Source organism: Candidatus Hinthialibacter antarcticus (assembly GCA_030765645.1).
Lineage (GTDB): Bacteria > Hinthialibacterota > Hinthialibacteria > Hinthialibacterales > Hinthialibacteraceae > Hinthialibacter > Hinthialibacter antarcticus.
The window spans coordinates 30,004-47,675 of record JAVCCE010000030.1; the positions used below are offsets into that span (position 1 = coordinate 30,004).

A 17,672-nucleotide genomic window follows, 5' to 3' on the forward strand; every position below is an offset into this window, starting at 1 on the left:
TTCTGTGACAATTGGCTTAGTTGCGTGAATCGACCCGGGCCCATGTTCGGGCGCGCATTAACAGCGTAATTGTGCCAATGGTGGTTTTGAAGGCGGGCATTTTGCTTTCGCCTTCTTTCTTGTCGTATTGCAACTCGAAGGGAATCTCAACAATGGCGTCGCGTTTCGCATACGGCAGCGCTTTTAACATGAGTTCGCCGGTGCAGGTGAACCCTGGCGATTCAAATAAGCGTTCGCCCCATTCTTCGACAGTGCGGCGCAGGATTCTCGCTTTGAAACCCCGAAACCCGCAGGAGAAATCCTTCAGGGGAATATCCGGGCGGAACAGGTGGTAAGTCAGTCGCGCGCCCCGGCTCAAAATCTTACGGATCAAACTGACGCCGCGCTCCACTCCGCCTTTAGCGTACCGCGACGCGACGGCGATCTCTGCGCCGTTGTGGACGCAATCCGCGAGTGAATAGATCGTACGCGCCGGGTGGGTTCCGTCTGCGTCGAGGGTGACGATCACATCGTCGTCGTTGCATCGACCTAGAATATGCAACAGCCCGGTTTGCAGCGCCGCCGCCAGCCCCTGGTTTTTCTCGTGCGTAATAACGGTCACGGGCAGGTTGCCTTGGTAGGATTGCGCCTGCTGGGTTGTGCCGTCGCTGCTGCCGTCATCGACAACAATGGGGAACACATCAACGCCTTCGTCGATGCCGATGCGCTTGCTCCATTCTTCAAACTCGCGGTCAATGGACTCAAGCAACGGACGAATATTCAGCGCCTCATTATAGGCGGGCAATAAAATGTAGATGCTCATGCGGCGCCTTCTTTCGCTTGAATCGCGCGGAACGTAGGTGAATCGGTCAGGCTTTTTTTCTCGGCGGCTTCAACCAAGCGAATTTCTCCATTATTTAATTGTAGTAGCCCAATTTCGCTAAACACTTGCAGGGCAAGGTCAAAATCATTCTGTGAGATTTTTTGTATTTTTGCCAACAGCCAGGCGTTTTCTGATTTCACGGTATATTGATCGGCGCAGCAATTTTGCAGTAATTTATAAATCTCACCCAACTGCTTACGGTCAAGCGTAGAGTCTCCCGTGAGTTGAACGGAAGGCGCGCTGGTCGTTGGGGGCGCTTCTTTCACAACGGGCCGCGGCGTTGGTTTGGGGGCTGGCTGTGTCACCGCTGGAGTCGCGGCGGGCCGAATGTCGCTGAGATGCAGCCGGATATCGCGCCGTCCCTGATATTCTTCATAGCGGCAACGGAACAAAATTTCGACCTCGCCCTCACGGGGCAGGGATTCGAGTTTTTTGCCTTGATTAAAGCCAATTGATTGAATGATTCCACACGCATGTTGAAAAGAGGCTTGCAAGTGGTTGTTGCCGACGATTTTTGCGCCGTAGCCGCTGAGTTGCGTCCGCGCATAAAATACGGGTTCTTCATTGCCTTGACCGAAAGGCTCCATCTGAGCGAGCTCTTTCATCCAGGCGTCGTCGATTCGTTCGAGAGGCAAGGGCGCGTCGACCCAGATCGGCGGCGCGGTCGGTTCTTGCCATTCGGCGTCGGCTGCCTGATAGAGCGCGGCTTCAAACGCTTCGATGTTTTCGGCCAGTACGCGCATCCCCGCCGCTGATTCGTGCCCGCCGCATGAAACCGCATGAGGGCGCGCGCAGTCGAGCAGCGGAACCAAACTTTGTCCCGCCAGGGCGCGAGCGGAGCCGTGGGCTTCGCCGCCTTCAAGCGTTAACACGAAGGTCGAGCGTCCATAACGCTGCGACAAACGCGAGGCCGCCAGGCCAATGACGCCGCGTTGCCAGTCGGCGCCCACCACGAAAAGCACTTTATCGGATCGGCTTAAAATGCCGTCGGCTTCAATTTGTTTACAGGCTTGATCGACAGTCTGTCGTTCGATGGTTTGGCGTTTTTGGTTTAACTGATGCAGCGTTTTCGCCAATTCAACAGCCCGTTGTTCATCTTGAGTGATTAACAGTTCGAGCGCGATGTTGGGGTCTTCCATTCGGCCTGCGGCGTTAATGCGCGGCCCCAGCCGAAAGCCAATGTCCCAGGCGGACACTTGATTGGGAAGCACCTTGGCGGATTCCATCAATGCTGACAATCCAGGGCGATCAACGGCGCCAAAACGCGGCAGCGCTTTCTTGAGCAGCAAGCGGTTTTCGCCAATCAGCGGCATGACGTCCGCTACCGCGCCTAAGGCGGCGAGTTCAATCTGGGCGCTATCGTCGTCGTCTCCCGCTAACTCGCGGCGTAGAGCGCAGGCAAGTTTCCAGGCGACGCCAGCCCCGCTCAAACACTTGCTCGGGTAGGTTTCTTCCGGTCGCATGGGGTTGAGAACAGCGACTGCGGGCGGGCGTTCGTCTCCCGGTTCATGGTGGTCAGTAATGATAACGTCAAGCCCCAGGCGGTTGGCTTCTTTGACGGCGTCGACCGCCGTGGTCCCGCAATCCACCGTAATCAGCAGGTCGCATTGTTCTGCAAATGACGCCATCGCCTCATGTTGCAGCCCATAACTGCCGGTTAAACGGTTGGGGATATAGCTTTCCGCCGTTGCTCCGAGTTCCCACAACGTTTCGAGGACGATAGCCGTCGAGGTAACGCCGTCCGCGTCATAGTCGCCGTGAATCAGAATGCGCTGATCTTTTTCAATCGCCTGGCGAATCCGGTCGACTGCGGCCTGCATTTCCGTAAAAAGAAAGGGATCGGGAAACGCCTCGTGCTCAGATGATAAAAAATGGCGGGCGTCGTCTGGTGTTGTGACGTTCCGCGTAAACAGCAAGCGCGCTAAAAGCGGTGATATTTGTAACTGTTCTTGTATCGCGTCGACCGCAGCGCGGTCAAACGGCTTTGATTTCCACTCAGACAGCATGAAATAGCCCGTTATCCTTGAGGCGAATCCTCAACCCTTCATTTAGAATCCTCGCCAAATATTTGCTTGGCGTCATCATAGTCCATTGTCGGCTGCGGCGTAGGTTCCGTAATTGGCGCGACCGTTTTTGAATTGTCTTCGAGAAAATTGTTTTCTTGCAAGATGCGCAGTCCGTACCACAATACGATAAACATGAATATGGCGAGTAAGGGTAGATAGTTGCGTCGTTCACGATACCAGGGCGTAATTACTTCTTCTTCCCGTTGACCATGTAATATGCTGACAAAACGGTCTTTCGTCGACCGTCGCTTTTTATATTGGTCGCGCCGTGGCTCTCTCATAAAAAATCACAATTATTTTTGATTTCATGTCTTGGCAATTTGCGAACAAACTATATACTCCTTCCGTCAGATTCAGTAGTCGAGTCTGTAAAGTTCCTTCTCGTCGAACCGAAGGGATATCGGCATTGTTGGATAAAGAGTATATTTACGCGCCTCCGCAATAACCGATGAGCAACTAACTGTCGAAAATACGCTGAGTTTGATGAAATTCGACTTGACACCAATTGCCATCCGCCGATATAGTATGGTTCGTAAAACGAGGGGTGAGTAGCTCAGTTGGTTAGAGCGCCTGCCTTACAAGCAGGAGGCCACAGGTTCGATTCCTGTCTTACCCAAATTAGAGGTTCCCGGTTGACAATGGGATATACCCAAACGGGGCCGTAGTTCAGTTGGTTAGAATGCCTGACTGTCGATCAGGAGGTCGCGAGTTCGAGTCTCGTCGGCCCCGCCATTGTCAACCGGGAACGTCATCGTTTATGAATTCGGCGATGGAGGGATGGTCGTATGATACGGAGAAACCGCTTCTCCGCTTTTTTAGCGCTTTTCATCTGTTTGGCCGTTTTGCCTACAGTAAACGCAGGGCAAAATGACGCCGCCTCATTTATTCTTGACTTTTCAGCCTCCGACGACAACAAAACCGAATCAACCCTTGGCTCGGAACCCGTTATCACCGATGGTCTGTTTACCGCGACGTTGGTTCTAGATAATGCGGTTTCGTTAACCGGTTTGACAGTTGATTTGCGGTTTGACCCCAATGTCTTACAAGTCGTTTCCATCAATGAAACGGTCGGCGATGTCAATTTCGACGGGCGCTCTAATATTGCGGATGTATTGACTTTGGCCGAACGGTTTGAAGCCACACTTGATGAAACCAACGGCAACCCCGAATATGATTACTTCGATTTGGTTCCCTCCGGCGTGATTGATATGGATGACATCAATACGCTGATGGCCCGAATCAACCAAACAGACTTATACTGGACCAGCAACCCGAACACCGATGGATTTAGTGATTTTCAAACCTATCCTGAAAGTGTTGAGATATTTGAAGACCCGGCGGTGAGTTCCGCTAAAGGGTTGATCGACGATATCGCCGTTGTCCTGCTGCCCCGAAGTCATCCGCCAGAGGATGGATTCGGCTTCAGTGGAGATGCCCGAATCGCGACAATCACATTCCAGGTCATCGGTCAGAGCGGTGACACAACGATTTCGTTTGAAGACCCCATTGTGTTAGACGCAATGACCGTAATTAACGATGATGGCAGTTTTGAAGAGAATACTGAAAGTCGACCAGCATCACCAGAGATTACCATAACGATCCCGTAAGGGATTGTTTTTTTACATTTTTGCAAAAAGAGCTAGACGAATCCCCCAAAATGTCGTAACGTAGTGGGGATTGTTCTCTAAACGATTTGGAGGCATGTTTTTATGTATCGCAATTTATTCCAGCGTTGGGTTATGGTTGTTGTGGCCGTGTGTGCGGTTGGGTGGATCGCTCTGCCTGCTTCTGCGCAAGTGAGCGAAACGCCTACTGAGACTCCAGTTGAGACTCCAGTCGAAACACCGACATCAACACCTGTTCCACCAACAAACACACCTGTTCCTCCGACGGCGACGCCAGAATCTCCGGCTGAAACGCCGACCGCGACGCCTGTTCCTCCGACGAATACTCCGGTTCCGCCAACAGCGACGCCGGAAACGAGTGTTGAGACGCCGACCGCGACTCCTGTGCCTCCGACGAATACTCCGGTTCCGCCAACAGCGACGCCAGAGACCGGTGGCGAGACGCCGACCGCGACTCCAGTGCCTCCAACAAACACTCCTGTTCCTCCGACGAATACTCCGGTTCCGCCAACAGCGACGCCAGAGACCGGCGGCGAAACGCCAACGGCTACGCCTGTGCCTCCGACGAATACGCCGGTTGCTCCAACCAACACACCGGTTGGCCCGACAGCGACGCCTGGCGATCAGCCGACGCCGATACTGATCCCCACTAAAATCCCGACGCCGACTCCGACAGTGGTTCGCGTGAACCCAGAACTCGGTATGTTGGTTTATGATGTCGTGGGTGGCTCACATTTGGGCGGCTCAGCCAACTTGGCGTTCGATACCGGCCTCTCAGATGCTGCTGGTAACTTATTCAATACCCGCGTCCGCGACGGTGTGCCTGATCCGGCAGCCTTGGGGCCGTTCCTCTTCTTGTTCCTGGGTAACGACTTTGGCTTCCAGTTCGTTCCTGTCGCTCGCGACGTCGAACTTTCGGGCGAATGGAGCCGCAACAATGGCTTGTCCCGTGAAGGCGCTTACTTCCTTCTCGCAGGTACAATCGGGCCGTTCCCGCCTGTCAACGCTCGCCTCGGCGCTGTTGGCAACGAACAAGGCGGCGGTATTGATACAAACGGCAACGGCTTCTATGGCGACACCCCATCGGGTGGAACCATTGGATCGTTCGGTACGTTTGAATCCGATATTATTCCAATCAATTACTTCCCAAGCACTGGGCTTTATGACGGAACATTGATTGATCTCGAGCCGGCTGGCAACAATGGCTTCTATGTCCTCGACCGCACAGGCAAGATTTATGCGGAAGGCAACGCCAATGCGGCTCTCGAAGTTGATCTTGGCCTTTCGGGCGGCGTCACAGCGGTTGGCTTCAAAGTTTACCGCGGCGGCCTCTTCCTGGGCGATGATACGACTCCGGCCAACAGCCAATATGCCGCTGCAAGCGACATCATTGGAACTGGCGCGTACGTGCTGCTTTCAAACGGTGTGGTTCGCGTGGTTGGCGATGCTCCAGCGATTAGCACGGGCGATGCGCCGTTCGTACCGGGAGGCGCTGATCCGCTTCCGTTCAAAGACATCGAATTATTGCCGAACCAAGCCGGAACCGCATGGGCTGGCGTGGCCTTGTTAACAGGCGACGGCATCATCCACGGCGTACCGTTCGCGGGTCAGACCCTGGCGGAAGACTTCGTCGATGCGATTGGGCCATTCAACGCTCTTGAATTTGGCGGCTTTGGCTTCGATATCGCACGTGACCTCGAAGTTGAAATCAGCGGCAAGCCTTTGTACGGCGTTGATAACTCCGGCAGCACGGTGGGTACAACTGGCGTTCGTATCGGTTCGTTCTTGACGGACGGCTTCGGCGGCGTGTTTGCGGGCGGCGACTCAACCCGCTTCGCTCCGGCTCCCGTTAGCGCAGACCGCGCGACCCACGATGTTCCGGGCTTTGGACCGTCCTTCCCGTTCCCGGTCAACTCAGCGTACTTCTTCCCGGATGACGTTGTGATTGATATGGAAATCATTTCTCCTCCAAAACAATAACGGAGGAGAAGTTGAATTGAGATAGTTAAGGGGGACGCGAATGCGTCCCCCTTTTTTATGCACAAAAATAATTTACGATTACAACTATGACTACGATCCAACACAACCTTGAAACAATCAGGCAGCAGATGTCCGAGTCTTGTATTCAAGCGGGACGAGACCCAGAGGATGTTAAACTTGTAGCCGTCAGCAAGTTGCATCCAGCTGAGGCCGTACGTGTTGCTTATGCTGCTGGTCAACTTGTGTTCGGAGAGAACCGCGTACAAGAAACCGCGCAAAAAATCCCGACGCTCAGCGATCTGCCGCTTGTATGGCACTTCATCGGGCATTTGCAAACAAACAAGATTAAGAAAGTCTTGCCGCTGGTTTCGATGATTCACACCGTCGATAGTGACCGCTTGATCGCGGCGCTTCAAATTGAGGCGGAAAAACTTGACCGGACGATTGACGTTCTTCTACAGGTGAATGTTGGCGGCGAAGAACAAAAATCCGGCGTTGGCGATGACGAATTAGAGACGCTCATACGCGCCTTAGAAAGCGCTCCGCGTTTAATATGCCGAGGGCTGATGACCGTCCCGCCTTATGAAGAAGACACGGAAAAAGTGCGTCCCTATTTCGCAAAGTTAAGAGAACTGGGTGAGAGATACAAAGTCAATTTGTCTCCGCCAGGGCAGCGCCTTGAACTCTCAATGGGCATGAGCCACGATTTTCACGTTGCGATTGAGGAAGGCGCCACGTTAATTCGAATAGGCACGGCAATCTTCGGCGCCCGCAACTATGGGTAAAGAATTCAGTTTGCGATACATTACAATAAGCCATCTCAATTAATGCGTTCGAGAAGTAATTCGGCGTATCTGAAATTGACAAACCCGTTTTGGCATGGGTGCAACTCTGGGAGCGCCTGTGCATAGGGGCTTGAAAGCCCGCACTGAAGCGAGCGGAGTTGTACCCATGCAACATACAACCAAAGATCAAGTATTTTTGAGACGGCTTCTACATCTTACCTCTAACTCCTCCCGAACTTTGGGAGAGTAAAGTAATCAATTCATGCGTTCAACGATTGTAATTTCTCTATTATTGGTTTTACTCATCATCGCGATTATCGGCGGGGTGGTGGTCTATTCGCCTGAACAAAGCACAATTGTGGTAACAGACACGGAGAATCCGCCTGCCGATTCCTTTGAGGTCGTTTCAAAGCCAACGCCGACAGCAAAAGCAATCACAGCAAATCTTGATGACGCAACAGAGAGCCAGCCGTCAAATCTTGAAACGTTCGACCCGATTCAGCGAGCACATGACGCTGTGAATTCGCTAACACCGATAATTCAAAGTGCAAGTCAACGCTCGTGGGCGGGGCATGTGTTTAACGCGGTCGACCAAAAGCCAATGGCGGGCGTGGCAGTCAACTTGAATGGACAAGTAACCGACGAGACGAGTGAAGGCGATGGGCGGTTCACTGCAAAGTTGCCTAGCGATATTCAATCTGTTAGCGCTACGTTGTCATATCCTGGCTATAACTCGGTTGGAGGGATACTCAATCGAGATCACAATCAAAATATTTTTATTATGATTCCCGAAGGCGCGTTATTTGTCGAAGTGATCGACAATGCCAACCGGCCGGTCTTATTCGCACAGATTGAAATCAAGAGTAATAGCGGCTTTTGGAGCAAAAGCGTCACTGCGGATATTCGCGGGCGCTACTTCGAACCTAACCCGCCCGATGCGGGACTTACTATCAGCGCATCCTATCAGGGATACACAGACGAAGGCCAAGCGACAAAGATTGTCGAGCCGCCATTCTTAGAAAAAATATCTCTTCAATTAAACCGCCCCTATTTTTCCATCTCCGGCCGAGTGGTAGATCGCGATACCCAAAAAGGCGTTGAATGGGTGAGTCTGACTGCCACGAGCAAGAGTGTTATTCGCCAAGAGTTTGTGTCAACCGACAAAAATGGTTACTACGAGTTTCCCGATTTGCTCCCATCTAGTTACACAATTGAACTGGCGCCAAAAGATGATAGTTTTCATGTTGTCCCCGAACAGAGGTCTCGCGTTGTGCGCGTGATTGACAAACACGCGCGTGATGTGAATTTCGAATTGGTGAGGGGATACAGCGTTTCAGGGATCGTCGTTGACGCGAATGGTAGTCCTGTTCCAGATGCGACAGTTTATCTGACTCCCTATCCAACGATTCTTCATAAGAATTTTATGTTGGAAGAAGACGTAACAACCACTGACGCGCAGGGCAACTTTACCTTATACAACCTGCCGCCGACTTCAAACAAAGAGAGCCGCATCGCCGCGGTTCATAAAGAACTTGGCAGCGGCGTAAGCGAGCCGTTTGATCCAAACGAAGGCGAGTTGGGACCATTTACGATTACGCTCAACGGTCTAAGCACCGTAGAAGGAATCGTCGTTGACGAAAGCGGCGCCGCAATTGCAGGCGCGATGGTTGATGTACATTCACCTGATCTCGCTTTAATGGCAACTGTTCCCGGAAGTCAGACGACGACTGGTTCTGATGGCGAATTTTCGATCACGCTACCAGCCATTCCTTCTTCAAGCGACAAGGCGCCTTTGTCAACATATCAATATCGAATATCTGCTATGTTGGAACCGCCCGACCGCGATATTACAAAATTCCAATTTGTTCAAAAAACAATCGAATTGAAGCCGGGTGAATCCAAAAATGTCACATTAGTTTTGCCTACACAAAAAGGTATTATCCGAGGACGAGTGACAAACCAATCAGGGACGCCAATAAGTGGTAGTATCGTTTATGCACGCAATCAGCGATACGGTGTTTTCACAGCCAACACCGATGAAAACGGTGTGTACTCTTTTGGAAAGTCGGAAGATACGCCTAATTCAACGCATTTCCTACACGCTGGTGTGTATGATTTGGAATTCATCGGCCCAGGCAACCCGACCCAGCGCGGTGCGTTGTATCAGGTCAAAACAGGCACGCTCAATGCGGATGTCGTATTGACCTCCAAAACCTGGCGCGTCACCGGCGGGGTGATCGACGCTGACACCCGCGAACCAATTCATCAACTCGGCATTTACGTCGAATCGGTCCCTATGGCTGAGCGCGCCCGGCCTTACCTCACCTCAATCCAGATCAATTCCTATGACGGAACCTATGAAGTTCCATTTTATGAGTATGGGCGCTACCGCTTGCGCTTTTATGCGGACGGCTACGATCCCCAGGCTGGAATCATTACCGTGGTCGAAACCTCCAAAGAGATACAAGTGCAAAACGTCGAACTGAAACGCACCGAGACGACTGGTTCGATCTACGGCCAGTTCGTCGCCCCCAGCGGGACGCAACTCGGTAAAGTCGAAGTCGTCGGTATTGGCGTGTTCCCAGCGAGCAACAATCAATTTAATATCGAAAACCTGCCGCCGGGCGGACACGACCTCGTGTTTTATCTCTTCGAAGTCGCCAGCCAGTCGTACACGCCAATCGGCGTCTTGACCAGCGTCACTGTCATGGCGGGCGGGAAAACCCAAATCGGCCCGGTCACCGCCGCCAACCTGCAAACCCGATATGTGAATCAGTAGTTTAGAATATTTTTTCTTGAACAGCCCTATATGATCCTAAAGAAAGTCGATTATTTGTTACTGCGTGTACCGCTACAACCAGTTGTGCTCACGCGGTAAACTGTGGGGCGGCTCTGTCCGTAATTTAGGTTAAGGACCAATTCATGGCTGAACCATCCCGTTACGCCCAGGCGGGCGTTGATATCGACGCTGGCGACCGCGTCAAAAAACGTATCATCCAACTCGCGCGCGACACTTTCACGCCTGGCGTACTCCATCGCGACGGCGCCTTCGGCGGCCTCTATTCGCTGGCGAACCTCAATCTCAAAAAGCCTGTGCTGGTGTCGAGCGTTGACGGCGTCGGCACCAAAGTCAAAGTCGCCACAATGTGCGGCGACCATAGCGGCATCGGCGCCGATTTAGTCAATCATTGCATTGACGATATCCTCACCTGCGGCGCCCAGCCGTTGTTGTTTCTCGATTATTACGCTTGCCACACGCTCGACGATTCGGTGCTGGTGCAAGTGGTCGAAGGCATGAGCGCAGCCTGCAAGGCGGCGGGCGTGTCGCTGATCGGCGGCGAGACCGCGCAGATGTCAGACGTGTATGCGAAAGATGAGTACGACCTCGCGGGAACCATCATCGGCGTGGTGGATGAAGACGACATCATCGACGGGCAATCAATAAAACCGGGCGATGTGATGTTCGGCTTGCCGTCGTCAGGACTGCACACCAACGGTTATACGCTGGCCCGCAAGGTGTTGTTTGATGAAGCCGGGCTACAAGTTGATGATACGCCGGACGGCTTCACCAAATCATTGGGCAAGACGCTGATCGAACCGCACCGCTGTTATCTGCCAGAATTCAACGCGGTGAAAGGTTCCGTCAAGATCAAAGGAATCGCCCATATTACGGGCGGCGGCTTTGAGGGCAACGTCCCCCGCGTATTGCCGGACGGCTGCGCCGCCCGCGTTGACGCCTCTGCATGGACGCCGCCTGCGGTGTTCCAACTCATGCAAGAGAAGGGCGCCGTCAGCCGCGACGAAATGTACAAAGTCTTCAATATGGGCATCGGCCTGATCTTCATCGTCTCGCCCTGCGATGCAGTCAAACTCGCGACGAAATTGCCGCAAGGGTGCAAGATCGGCGAGATCGAGCCGGGCGACGGCGTCCGAATGAACTTTGAATAATCTGATAAAATGGTGAAATGGGTGCAGCAGCGGTTGCAACAGTTGCGGCAAGCGCTTGATGCGCCCTGGCTGCCGTATTGTTTAGCGCTGTTGCCGTTGCTGCTCATCGCTCACTCATTTAACGACGGCTGGTATGGCGACGACTTCGTTCAGCGAACCTGGCTGATGGATTCAGCAGAGACCAACGCCCGCGCCGCGTGGCTGCTGCCTGATAATTCTCCTCCTTCAAATCGCTTTCACTATGCTATGTTTGAATTATTCAATTTCGCCGACGGTGGCGAACAGGTTCAACACTGGGTTGAGCGCGGCGTTATGCCCTGGTGGACGCACCCCGAGTTGCGGGTTCGCTTTTTTCGTCCGCTGAGTGGAATTACGCACTGGCTTGATTATACACTGTGGCCGGGTTCGCCATTCATCATGCATCTTCACAATGCGCTGTGGCTTTTTGTGATGGTATCCATTGCGATATTCACATTTCGTTTATTTCTCCCAAGCAAGGTTGCGTTGCTTGCGGGGGTGTTTTTCGCTCTCAATGATTGTCTTGCGGGCGCAGCATGGATCGCCGGACGAAATGCCCTGCTCAGCGCGGTGTTTGTCTTCGCGACGCTTTATTGCCATCATCGTTGGCGCACTGGTGAAAAACGCTTTTGCATTGCCGCGCTTCTTTCATTTCTTGCGGCGCTGTTGTCGTCTGAAAGCGGCGTGTGCGCGTTAGCGTTTCTGATTGCTTATACGGTTTTTATTGATCCACGTTCGGGCAAAAAACGCTGCTTGTCATTGCTGCCGTATATGGTGATTACAATTGTATGGAAAATTCTCTATGAATTGTTCGGGTATGGAGTCCAACATTCCGGCTTGTATGTATCACCATTGAACGTCGGCGAATTTTTGCTTGCTGTTTTTCAAACTTATCCAGCGCTGCTTCAATCGCTTGTCATACCCGACGCCTTTCATTACTCATTATCAATAGGCCTGAGTATCGGCGCGCTGTTGTTTGTGTTACTGCTTCCTGTTATTCAAACAAATCCGGTTGCGCGGTTTCTTCTTTTCGCAACCCTGCTGTCATTGGTTCCATTATGCGCTCATACATGGTCAACGAATATTGAGCGATTATTTTATATCCCTGCCTTTGGCGTGTGCGGATTATTCGCGATAGTCGTTATCTATTGGCATGAACGCTTATCGCATTTGATCAATCCATCAACGACGAAATTGGCCATGTCAATCGTCGTAACATTTGCTTTGGCTTTATCCGCTTATTCGATGTTTCAAAAAGCGGATAAACCCAAAAATGAACAAGCAGATTTGCTCCGTGCGGTTTCAGAGTATCAATTCAGCCAACTTAATGAAAACCACAGTATTTTTCTAATGGGGACGCCAAATTCAACCTGGCATTTTTATTATGCTTTTCTTCACAAACCAACGGTTGATGAAAAGACAATTGCGCGAGTTTATACACTGTTGCCTGATTTGAATGTTAGTTTTCTTAATACCGATGAAAACGAGATGATTGTTAATCTCAAAAATAATTGGACTCTTAGCGATTATGATTCTGTTTGGCGAAGCAAAAAGACGTTTCAATTTACCAATGGGCAGAGAATCAATGCAGGCGCCTTTGATGTGATCGTGTTAGAATCCGACGAACAATTGCGCCCGCAGAGATTGAAATTTGTTTTTGATGGTTCTCTGGCATCGACCCGGTATGATTGGCGCCAATGGCGTTTAGGCCGTTGGAACACAATGCCAATCGTAGTGGTGGAGTAGCCGCCCCTTTTATTGAGGGCGTTTCGATAGCAAAATAAGTCATTCATATTTCACAAAATACTTGCGAGGAAATCATGCCTGATTATAGATCCCGAACTACAACTCACGGACGCAATATGGCCGGAGCGCGCTCTCTCTGGCGCGCCACTGGAATGAAAGACGATGATTTTGGGAAACCAATCATCGCCGTAGTCAATTCGTTCGTCGAATTCGTCCCCGGTCACGTTCACTTAAAAGACCTTGGTCAAATGGTTGCGCGTGAGATCGAAGCGGCGGGCGGCGTCGCCAAAGAATTTAACACCATTGCTATCGACGACGGCATCGCCATGGGCCACGGCGGCATGTTGTATTCGCTGCCGTCGCGCGACCTGATCGCCGACAGCGTCGAATATATGGTCAACGCCCACTGCGCCGACGCGATGGTGTGCATCTCCAATTGCGACAAAATTACGCCCGGCATGTTGATGGCAGCCATGCGGCTTAATGTTCCCGCCGTGTTTGTTTCTGGCGGCCCGATGGAAGCGGGCAAAGCGGTGGTCGAAGGTAGCGAAAAGCGGTTGGACCTGATTTCAGCCATGGTCAAAGGCGCCGATCCCAATGTCTCTGACGAAGACGCCGAAGCCTATGAGCGCTCGTCCTGCCCCACCTGTGGATCGTGCTCGGGCATGTTTACCGCGAACTCGATGAACTGCCTTAATGAGGCGATTGGCCTGGCATTGCCCGGCAACGGCACCGTGGTCGCGACCCATTCAGACCGCAAGGAACTCTTTTTAAACGCGGGACGAATCATCGTTGATTTGACCAAGCGCTATTACGAAAAAAATGACGAAACCGCCCTGCCGCGCAGCATCGCCACATTCGAAGCGTTTGAAAACGCGATGCGGTTGGATATTGCAATGGGCGGTTCAACCAATACCATCCTCCACTTGCTCGCTATCGCCCAGGAAGGCGGAGTCAATTTTACGCTGGACGACATCAACCGTTTGTCAAAATCGACGCCTTGTATCTGCAAGGTCGCCCCGGCCTCGACGGAAGTGTTTGTTGAAGACGTCCACCGCGCTGGCGGCATCATGGCGATTCTGGCTGAGTTAAGCCGGGGCGGATTGATCCATCGCGATGTTCGGTCAGTACACAGCGCCACCTTAGGCGAAGCGCTCGACAAATGGGACATTACCCAAACGGCGGACGAGAAAGTCAAAGAGTTCTACCGCGCCGCTCCAGGCAATGTCCCGACCCAGGTCGCGTTTTCACAATCCAAACGCTATGACGCTTTGGATGCAGACCGCGAAAATGGCGCCATTCGTTCCGTTGAACACGCATTCACCAAAGACGGCGGCTTGGGCATTCTCTATGGCAACCTCGCCCCGGACGGCTGCGTCGTTAAAACGGCGGGCGTGGATGAAAGCGTGTGGAAATTCAGCGGCCCAGCGGTGATTTTTGAGTCGCAAGAAGACGCGGTCGACGCCATTCTGGGCAAAAAAATTAAAGCAGGCGATGTGTTGGTCATTCGTTATGAAGGCCCGCGCGGCGGCCCGGGAATGCAGGAAATGCTCTACCCGACCTCGTACCTGAAGTCGATGGGTTTAGGCAAAGACTGCGCGTTGGTTACCGACGGGCGCTTTTCCGGCGGCACTTCAGGCCTCTCGATTGGACACGTCAGCCCCGAAGCCGCATCAAAAGGCAACATCGGTTTGGTGGAGGAAGGCGATACTATCGAAATCGACATTCCAAACCGCAAAATGCAAATCGCTATTTCGGATGCGGAACTCGAAGAACGCCGTGAAAAGATGGAAGCCAAAGGCGACAAGGCCTGGATGCCCGCGACACGCAATCGTCAGGTATCCACTGCCTTAAAGGCGTATTCGATGATGGCGCAAAGCGCCGACAAGGGCGCCGTCCGCGATCTGAGTTTGGTGAAAAAAGTATAACGGTTTTAATGCCATTGATTCAATCAAAAGCCTGGCCTGTAGTGGTCAGGCTTTTTTTGTGATCGGTGAATTTTATGTTCATTGAATCGCGTTTTAGAAACCGATTCACCTTGCGTTTGTTCTATGGTAATGTGATGGAAACAGTTCAACGATTGTGAGACGATAACGATGAAACGGCGAACCTTCTTGTCCCAAACCACTAAACCCATGATCGGCCTTTCCGCCGCGATGCTTGCAGGCAACCCCAGGCAGGTTCTTGGCGCCAATGATAAAATCCGCATCGGTCTGGTTGGCTGTGGAGGCCGCGGCCTGATGCTGTTTCGCGCCTATTCGCGTGATGAGCGCTTTCAATTCGCTTACATGTGCGATCCTGACCCGCGCCGTGGGGCGCGGGAATTCGAGTGGGCGAAAGCAGAACACAATCCCCATATCAAGCGTTATACCGATTTCCGCCGTATGTTGGATGACAAGAACGTCGATATGGTGATGATCGCCACCCCCGACCATTGGCACGCGCTCGCAACCATTCTCGCCTGTCAGGCCGAGAAAGACGTCTATGTAGAAAAGCCCATGAGCCACAACCTGGTTGAAGGGCGAAAGATGATCGAAGCCGCCCGCAAATATAACCGGGTCGTACAAGTGGGTATGCAAAGCCGCAGCGCTCCCTATTTATATGAAGCGGCTGAATATATCCGCAGTGGAAAACTCGGCGACATTCAACTCTGCAAAATTTTTAATATGAAATCTGACCGCCCGTTTCATGCAGACGAAACGCTCCAGCCTCCCAAAGAACTCAATCTAGACGTTTGGCTGGGCGCGGCCCGCGAGAAATACGCCTATGTTTATGCCAGCAAAGGCTGGCTCTTTTACTGGGATTTCTGCAACGGTGACATGATGAACGATGGCGTACATCAAATTGACATTGCGCGTTGGCTGCTCAATCAACGCTTCCCCAAGAGCGCGTATTGTACCGGCGGAAACTTCGCTTTCGACGATGACCGTGAAGTGCCTGACACGCAGTGCGCGGTTCTCGAATTTGACAATCAGATTGTGACCATCGAAAACACGCAGAACATGCAATACATGCAAAAAACCACCTTAGACATGCGCAACCGCAGCGAGTTCCCCCTTTGGCAGCACAACGCAACCCGCATTGAAATTTATGGATCAAAGGGATTAATGATGGTCGGGCGGCACGGCAGCGGCTGGCAGGTTTTCAGCAAAGACGGTCAGGTTGTCGCAGAGGCTCATGGTCAGTTTCCCGACGAGCCTCACAAAGACAATCTCTATGAATGTCTGCATTCACGCAAGCGCGCAAACGCCGATGTTGAAGAGGGCCACATCAGTTGCGCTTGGGTCCATCTGGCGAACATTTCACTCAAGTTAGGCGGGCGCAAACTGGTGTTCGACGCGGCTTCTGAAAAATGTGATGTCCCAGAAGCGAACGCGCTGCTTCAGCGCCAATACCGAAAGCCCTATCAATTGCCGACGATATGAGATGATAAGGCGTGGGTGTATCTCTCTTCGCTTCAGTGCGGGCTTTCAGGCCCTTATGCACAGGCGCCTCTATTAATTTACAAAATGCTCATCTAAAAATGACTGGATTCCTGCGATGTATTCTACTCTTGAAACCGCATGAATGTCGTGGCCTGCCCGGATCGAGAGAAACGCTTTCGGCTCGTTCGCTGCATCAAATAGCTCAGCAAGCAATGTTATCGGATTCTGGTGGTGGGCTGCTTCGCCTGCCGCAGGCAGGCGAAGCAGCCCACCCTACCTTGACTTTAGTTAGGTAGTACATTGAGGATATTCATTATTCTTGGACTTTATCTTTAAATTCTTTGGTCAACGTGATGATGATTTCAACACCTGAAAGACCTTTAGTTTCAAGTTCTAAGTGCAACAGGAGTGTTCTTTGGAAAGTGCTTTGTAATAGCTGAAGTTATTCATTTTCTTCTCCAAAAATTTGGAATGGATTGGCGAGCGCCGAGCCAAGGACGTGATAGCGTCTAGTCCTTAATGATAATACAAAAAAAATTCCTCATTAATAGACTTGATTATGAGTTCCGACAGATATGAATAAAACGTAGACGTAATTGTCTTGTTCTCTGAAAATCAATCTGATGTCTCCTCCCGCCGAAATCGCTCGGTATCCAAGAAGATTTCCTTTTAACGCATGGTTTTTTAGGATGGGATCAAAAGGATCATTCTCAAAGAACTCGAGAGTTTCACCGACTCGAATTTTTTGGTTGGGTGTTAATTTTTTGAGCCCTTTTCTAAAATCTTTATGGAACCGTATCCGCATTGATTTTAACCCAGGCCAAGCGATTTGCGCGCTTTAGCCATAGATGAAAATTCTTCAACATTAATGCCTTTTTCCGCTTCGGCGCCTGCTTTTAGAATTTTCGCGATGTCTTTCGGCGGGTAGTTTTCTTCCAGAAATTCGTCTTCGCTGGCGGCGACGAACTCTTGTACTTTCTTACGTTCGCCTTCCGGCAGTTCTTGGATGAGTTGGATCACTTCTTCAGCGGTTTTCATTTGAATCGGCTCCGGTAGAGGGTTTTCCTTCGACATGATTATAGTACAAAATTATGGTTCATCCGGTAAATGAGTACCTACATTGATGGATGGCCATGATTTTGAGTTTAAAGAATTCTTGATCTCGAAATCCATAGGCTTGGCGTTTCATGGTTTTGATTTTGTTGTTGGTTCCTTCG

At 51.6% G+C, this 17,672-nt stretch carries 13 protein-coding genes and 2 tRNA genes; 10 read left to right on the forward strand and 5 right to left on the reverse strand.

All coding sequences use genetic code 11. The features are described 5' to 3' along the window. Positions 1 to 16 precede the first annotated feature (16 nt). From P9L94_07885 to P9L94_07895, 3 genes are read right to left on the reverse strand one after another with little or no spacing between them, the layout of a single operon-like run. Positions 17 to 802 carry a glycosyltransferase family 2 protein gene (locus tag P9L94_07885; GenBank protein ID MDP8243986.1) on the reverse strand — a complete coding sequence of 262 codons (786 nt, stop codon included), beginning with the start codon at positions 800 to 802 and terminating at the stop codon, positions 17 to 19. Beyond that, a complete protein-coding gene (gene recJ / locus P9L94_07890; protein MDP8243987.1) occupies positions 799 to 2,868 on the reverse strand; it encodes a single-stranded-DNA-specific exonuclease RecJ in 2,070 nt (689 codons plus the stop codon). The genes P9L94_07885 and recJ overlap by 4 nt, the downstream gene beginning before the upstream one ends. A 38-nt stretch (positions 2,869 to 2,906) precedes the next feature. Further along, positions 2,907 to 3,209, reverse strand: coding sequence for a hypothetical protein (locus P9L94_07895; protein ID MDP8243988.1), 303 nt, complete (start codon positions 3,207 to 3,209; stop codon positions 2,907 to 2,909). A 261-nt stretch (positions 3,210 to 3,470) separates the two neighbouring features. Between P9L94_07895 and P9L94_07900 the strand changes: the two genes are divergently transcribed. From P9L94_07900 to P9L94_07945, 10 genes are all read left to right on the forward strand, one after another. After that, positions 3,471 to 3,544 (forward strand) — tRNA-Val (locus P9L94_07900). A gap of 39 nt (positions 3,545 to 3,583) precedes the next feature. Then, a tRNA-Asp gene (locus P9L94_07905) sits at positions 3,584 to 3,660 on the forward strand. 53 nt (positions 3,661 to 3,713) lie between these two features. Continuing rightward, positions 3,714 to 4,535 carry a hypothetical protein gene (locus P9L94_07910; GenBank protein MDP8243989.1) on the forward strand — a complete coding sequence of 274 codons (822 nt, stop codon included), beginning with the start codon at positions 3,714 to 3,716 and terminating at the stop codon, positions 4,533 to 4,535. A gap of 102 nt (positions 4,536 to 4,637) precedes the next feature. Beyond that, complete coding sequence (locus tag P9L94_07915; GenBank protein MDP8243990.1) at positions 4,638 to 6,533, forward strand: hypothetical protein; 1,896 nt, start codon at positions 4,638 to 4,640, stop codon at positions 6,531 to 6,533. Between the two features lie 86 nt (positions 6,534 to 6,619). Then, positions 6,620 to 7,318, forward strand: a complete 699-nt coding sequence (locus P9L94_07920; protein MDP8243991.1) for a YggS family pyridoxal phosphate-dependent enzyme — start codon at positions 6,620 to 6,622, stop codon at positions 7,316 to 7,318. Between the two features lie 262 nt (positions 7,319 to 7,580). Continuing rightward, complete coding sequence (locus P9L94_07925; protein MDP8243992.1) at positions 7,581 to 10,097, forward strand: carboxypeptidase-like regulatory domain-containing protein; 2,517 nt, start codon at positions 7,581 to 7,583, stop codon at positions 10,095 to 10,097. A gap of 143 nt (positions 10,098 to 10,240) precedes the next feature. After that, on the forward strand, positions 10,241 to 11,266 hold the full coding sequence (gene purM / locus P9L94_07930) for a phosphoribosylformylglycinamidine cyclo-ligase (GenBank protein ID MDP8243993.1): 1,026 nt from the start codon (positions 10,241 to 10,243) through the stop codon (positions 11,264 to 11,266). A 9-nt stretch (positions 11,267 to 11,275) separates the two neighbouring features. Then, a complete protein-coding gene (locus tag P9L94_07935; protein MDP8243994.1) occupies positions 11,276 to 13,030 on the forward strand; it encodes a hypothetical protein in 1,755 nt (584 codons plus the stop codon). Between the two features lie 74 nt (positions 13,031 to 13,104). Further along, positions 13,105 to 14,958 (forward strand): dihydroxy-acid dehydratase, encoded by a 1,854-nt coding sequence (ilvD, locus tag P9L94_07940; protein ID MDP8243995.1) that lies wholly within the window; start codon positions 13,105 to 13,107, stop codon positions 14,956 to 14,958. Positions 14,959 to 15,126: 168 nt separating this feature from the next. Next, entirely contained in the window at positions 15,127 to 16,455 is a 1,329-nt protein-coding gene (locus P9L94_07945) for a Gfo/Idh/MocA family oxidoreductase (protein MDP8243996.1), read from the forward strand. Positions 16,456 to 17,265: 810 nt separating this feature from the next. Here the strand turns inward: P9L94_07945 and P9L94_07950 are convergent. Both P9L94_07950 and P9L94_07955 read right to left on the reverse strand, forming a co-directional pair. Then, on the reverse strand, positions 17,266 to 17,493 hold the full coding sequence (locus P9L94_07950; protein ID MDP8243997.1) for a hypothetical protein: 228 nt from the start codon (positions 17,491 to 17,493) through the stop codon (positions 17,266 to 17,268). A 58-nt stretch (positions 17,494 to 17,551) separates the two neighbouring features. Further along, a partial coding sequence (locus P9L94_07955; protein ID MDP8243998.1) for a transposase occupies positions 17,552 to 17,672 on the reverse strand: 121 nt, incomplete at its 5' end.

Coding starts and splice junctions, on each gene's coding strand:
- P9L94_07885 (MDP8243986.1), bottom strand. CDS start 802: ATGAGCATCTACATTTTATTGCCCGCCTATAATGAGGCGCTGAATATT.
- recJ (MDP8243987.1), bottom strand. CDS start 2,868: ATGCTGTCTGAGTGGAAATCAAAGCCGTTTGACCGCGCTGCGGTCGAC.
- P9L94_07895 (MDP8243988.1), bottom strand. CDS start 3,209: ATGAGAGAGCCACGGCGCGACCAATATAAAAAGCGACGGTCGACGAAA.
- P9L94_07910 (MDP8243989.1), top strand. CDS start 3,714: ATGATACGGAGAAACCGCTTCTCCGCTTTTTTAGCGCTTTTCATCTGT.
- P9L94_07915 (MDP8243990.1), top strand. CDS start 4,638: ATGTATCGCAATTTATTCCAGCGTTGGGTTATGGTTGTTGTGGCCGTG.
- P9L94_07920 (MDP8243991.1), top strand. CDS start 6,620: ATGACTACGATCCAACACAACCTTGAAACAATCAGGCAGCAGATGTCC.
- P9L94_07925 (MDP8243992.1), top strand. CDS start 7,581: ATGCGTTCAACGATTGTAATTTCTCTATTATTGGTTTTACTCATCATC.
- purM (MDP8243993.1), top strand. CDS start 10,241: ATGGCTGAACCATCCCGTTACGCCCAGGCGGGCGTTGATATCGACGCT.
- P9L94_07935 (MDP8243994.1), top strand. CDS start 11,276: ATGGTGAAATGGGTGCAGCAGCGGTTGCAACAGTTGCGGCAAGCGCTT.
- ilvD (MDP8243995.1), top strand. CDS start 13,105: ATGCCTGATTATAGATCCCGAACTACAACTCACGGACGCAATATGGCC.
- P9L94_07945 (MDP8243996.1), top strand. CDS start 15,127: ATGAAACGGCGAACCTTCTTGTCCCAAACCACTAAACCCATGATCGGC.
- P9L94_07950 (MDP8243997.1), bottom strand. CDS start 17,493: ATGAAAACCGCTGAAGAAGTGATCCAACTCATCCAAGAACTGCCGGAA.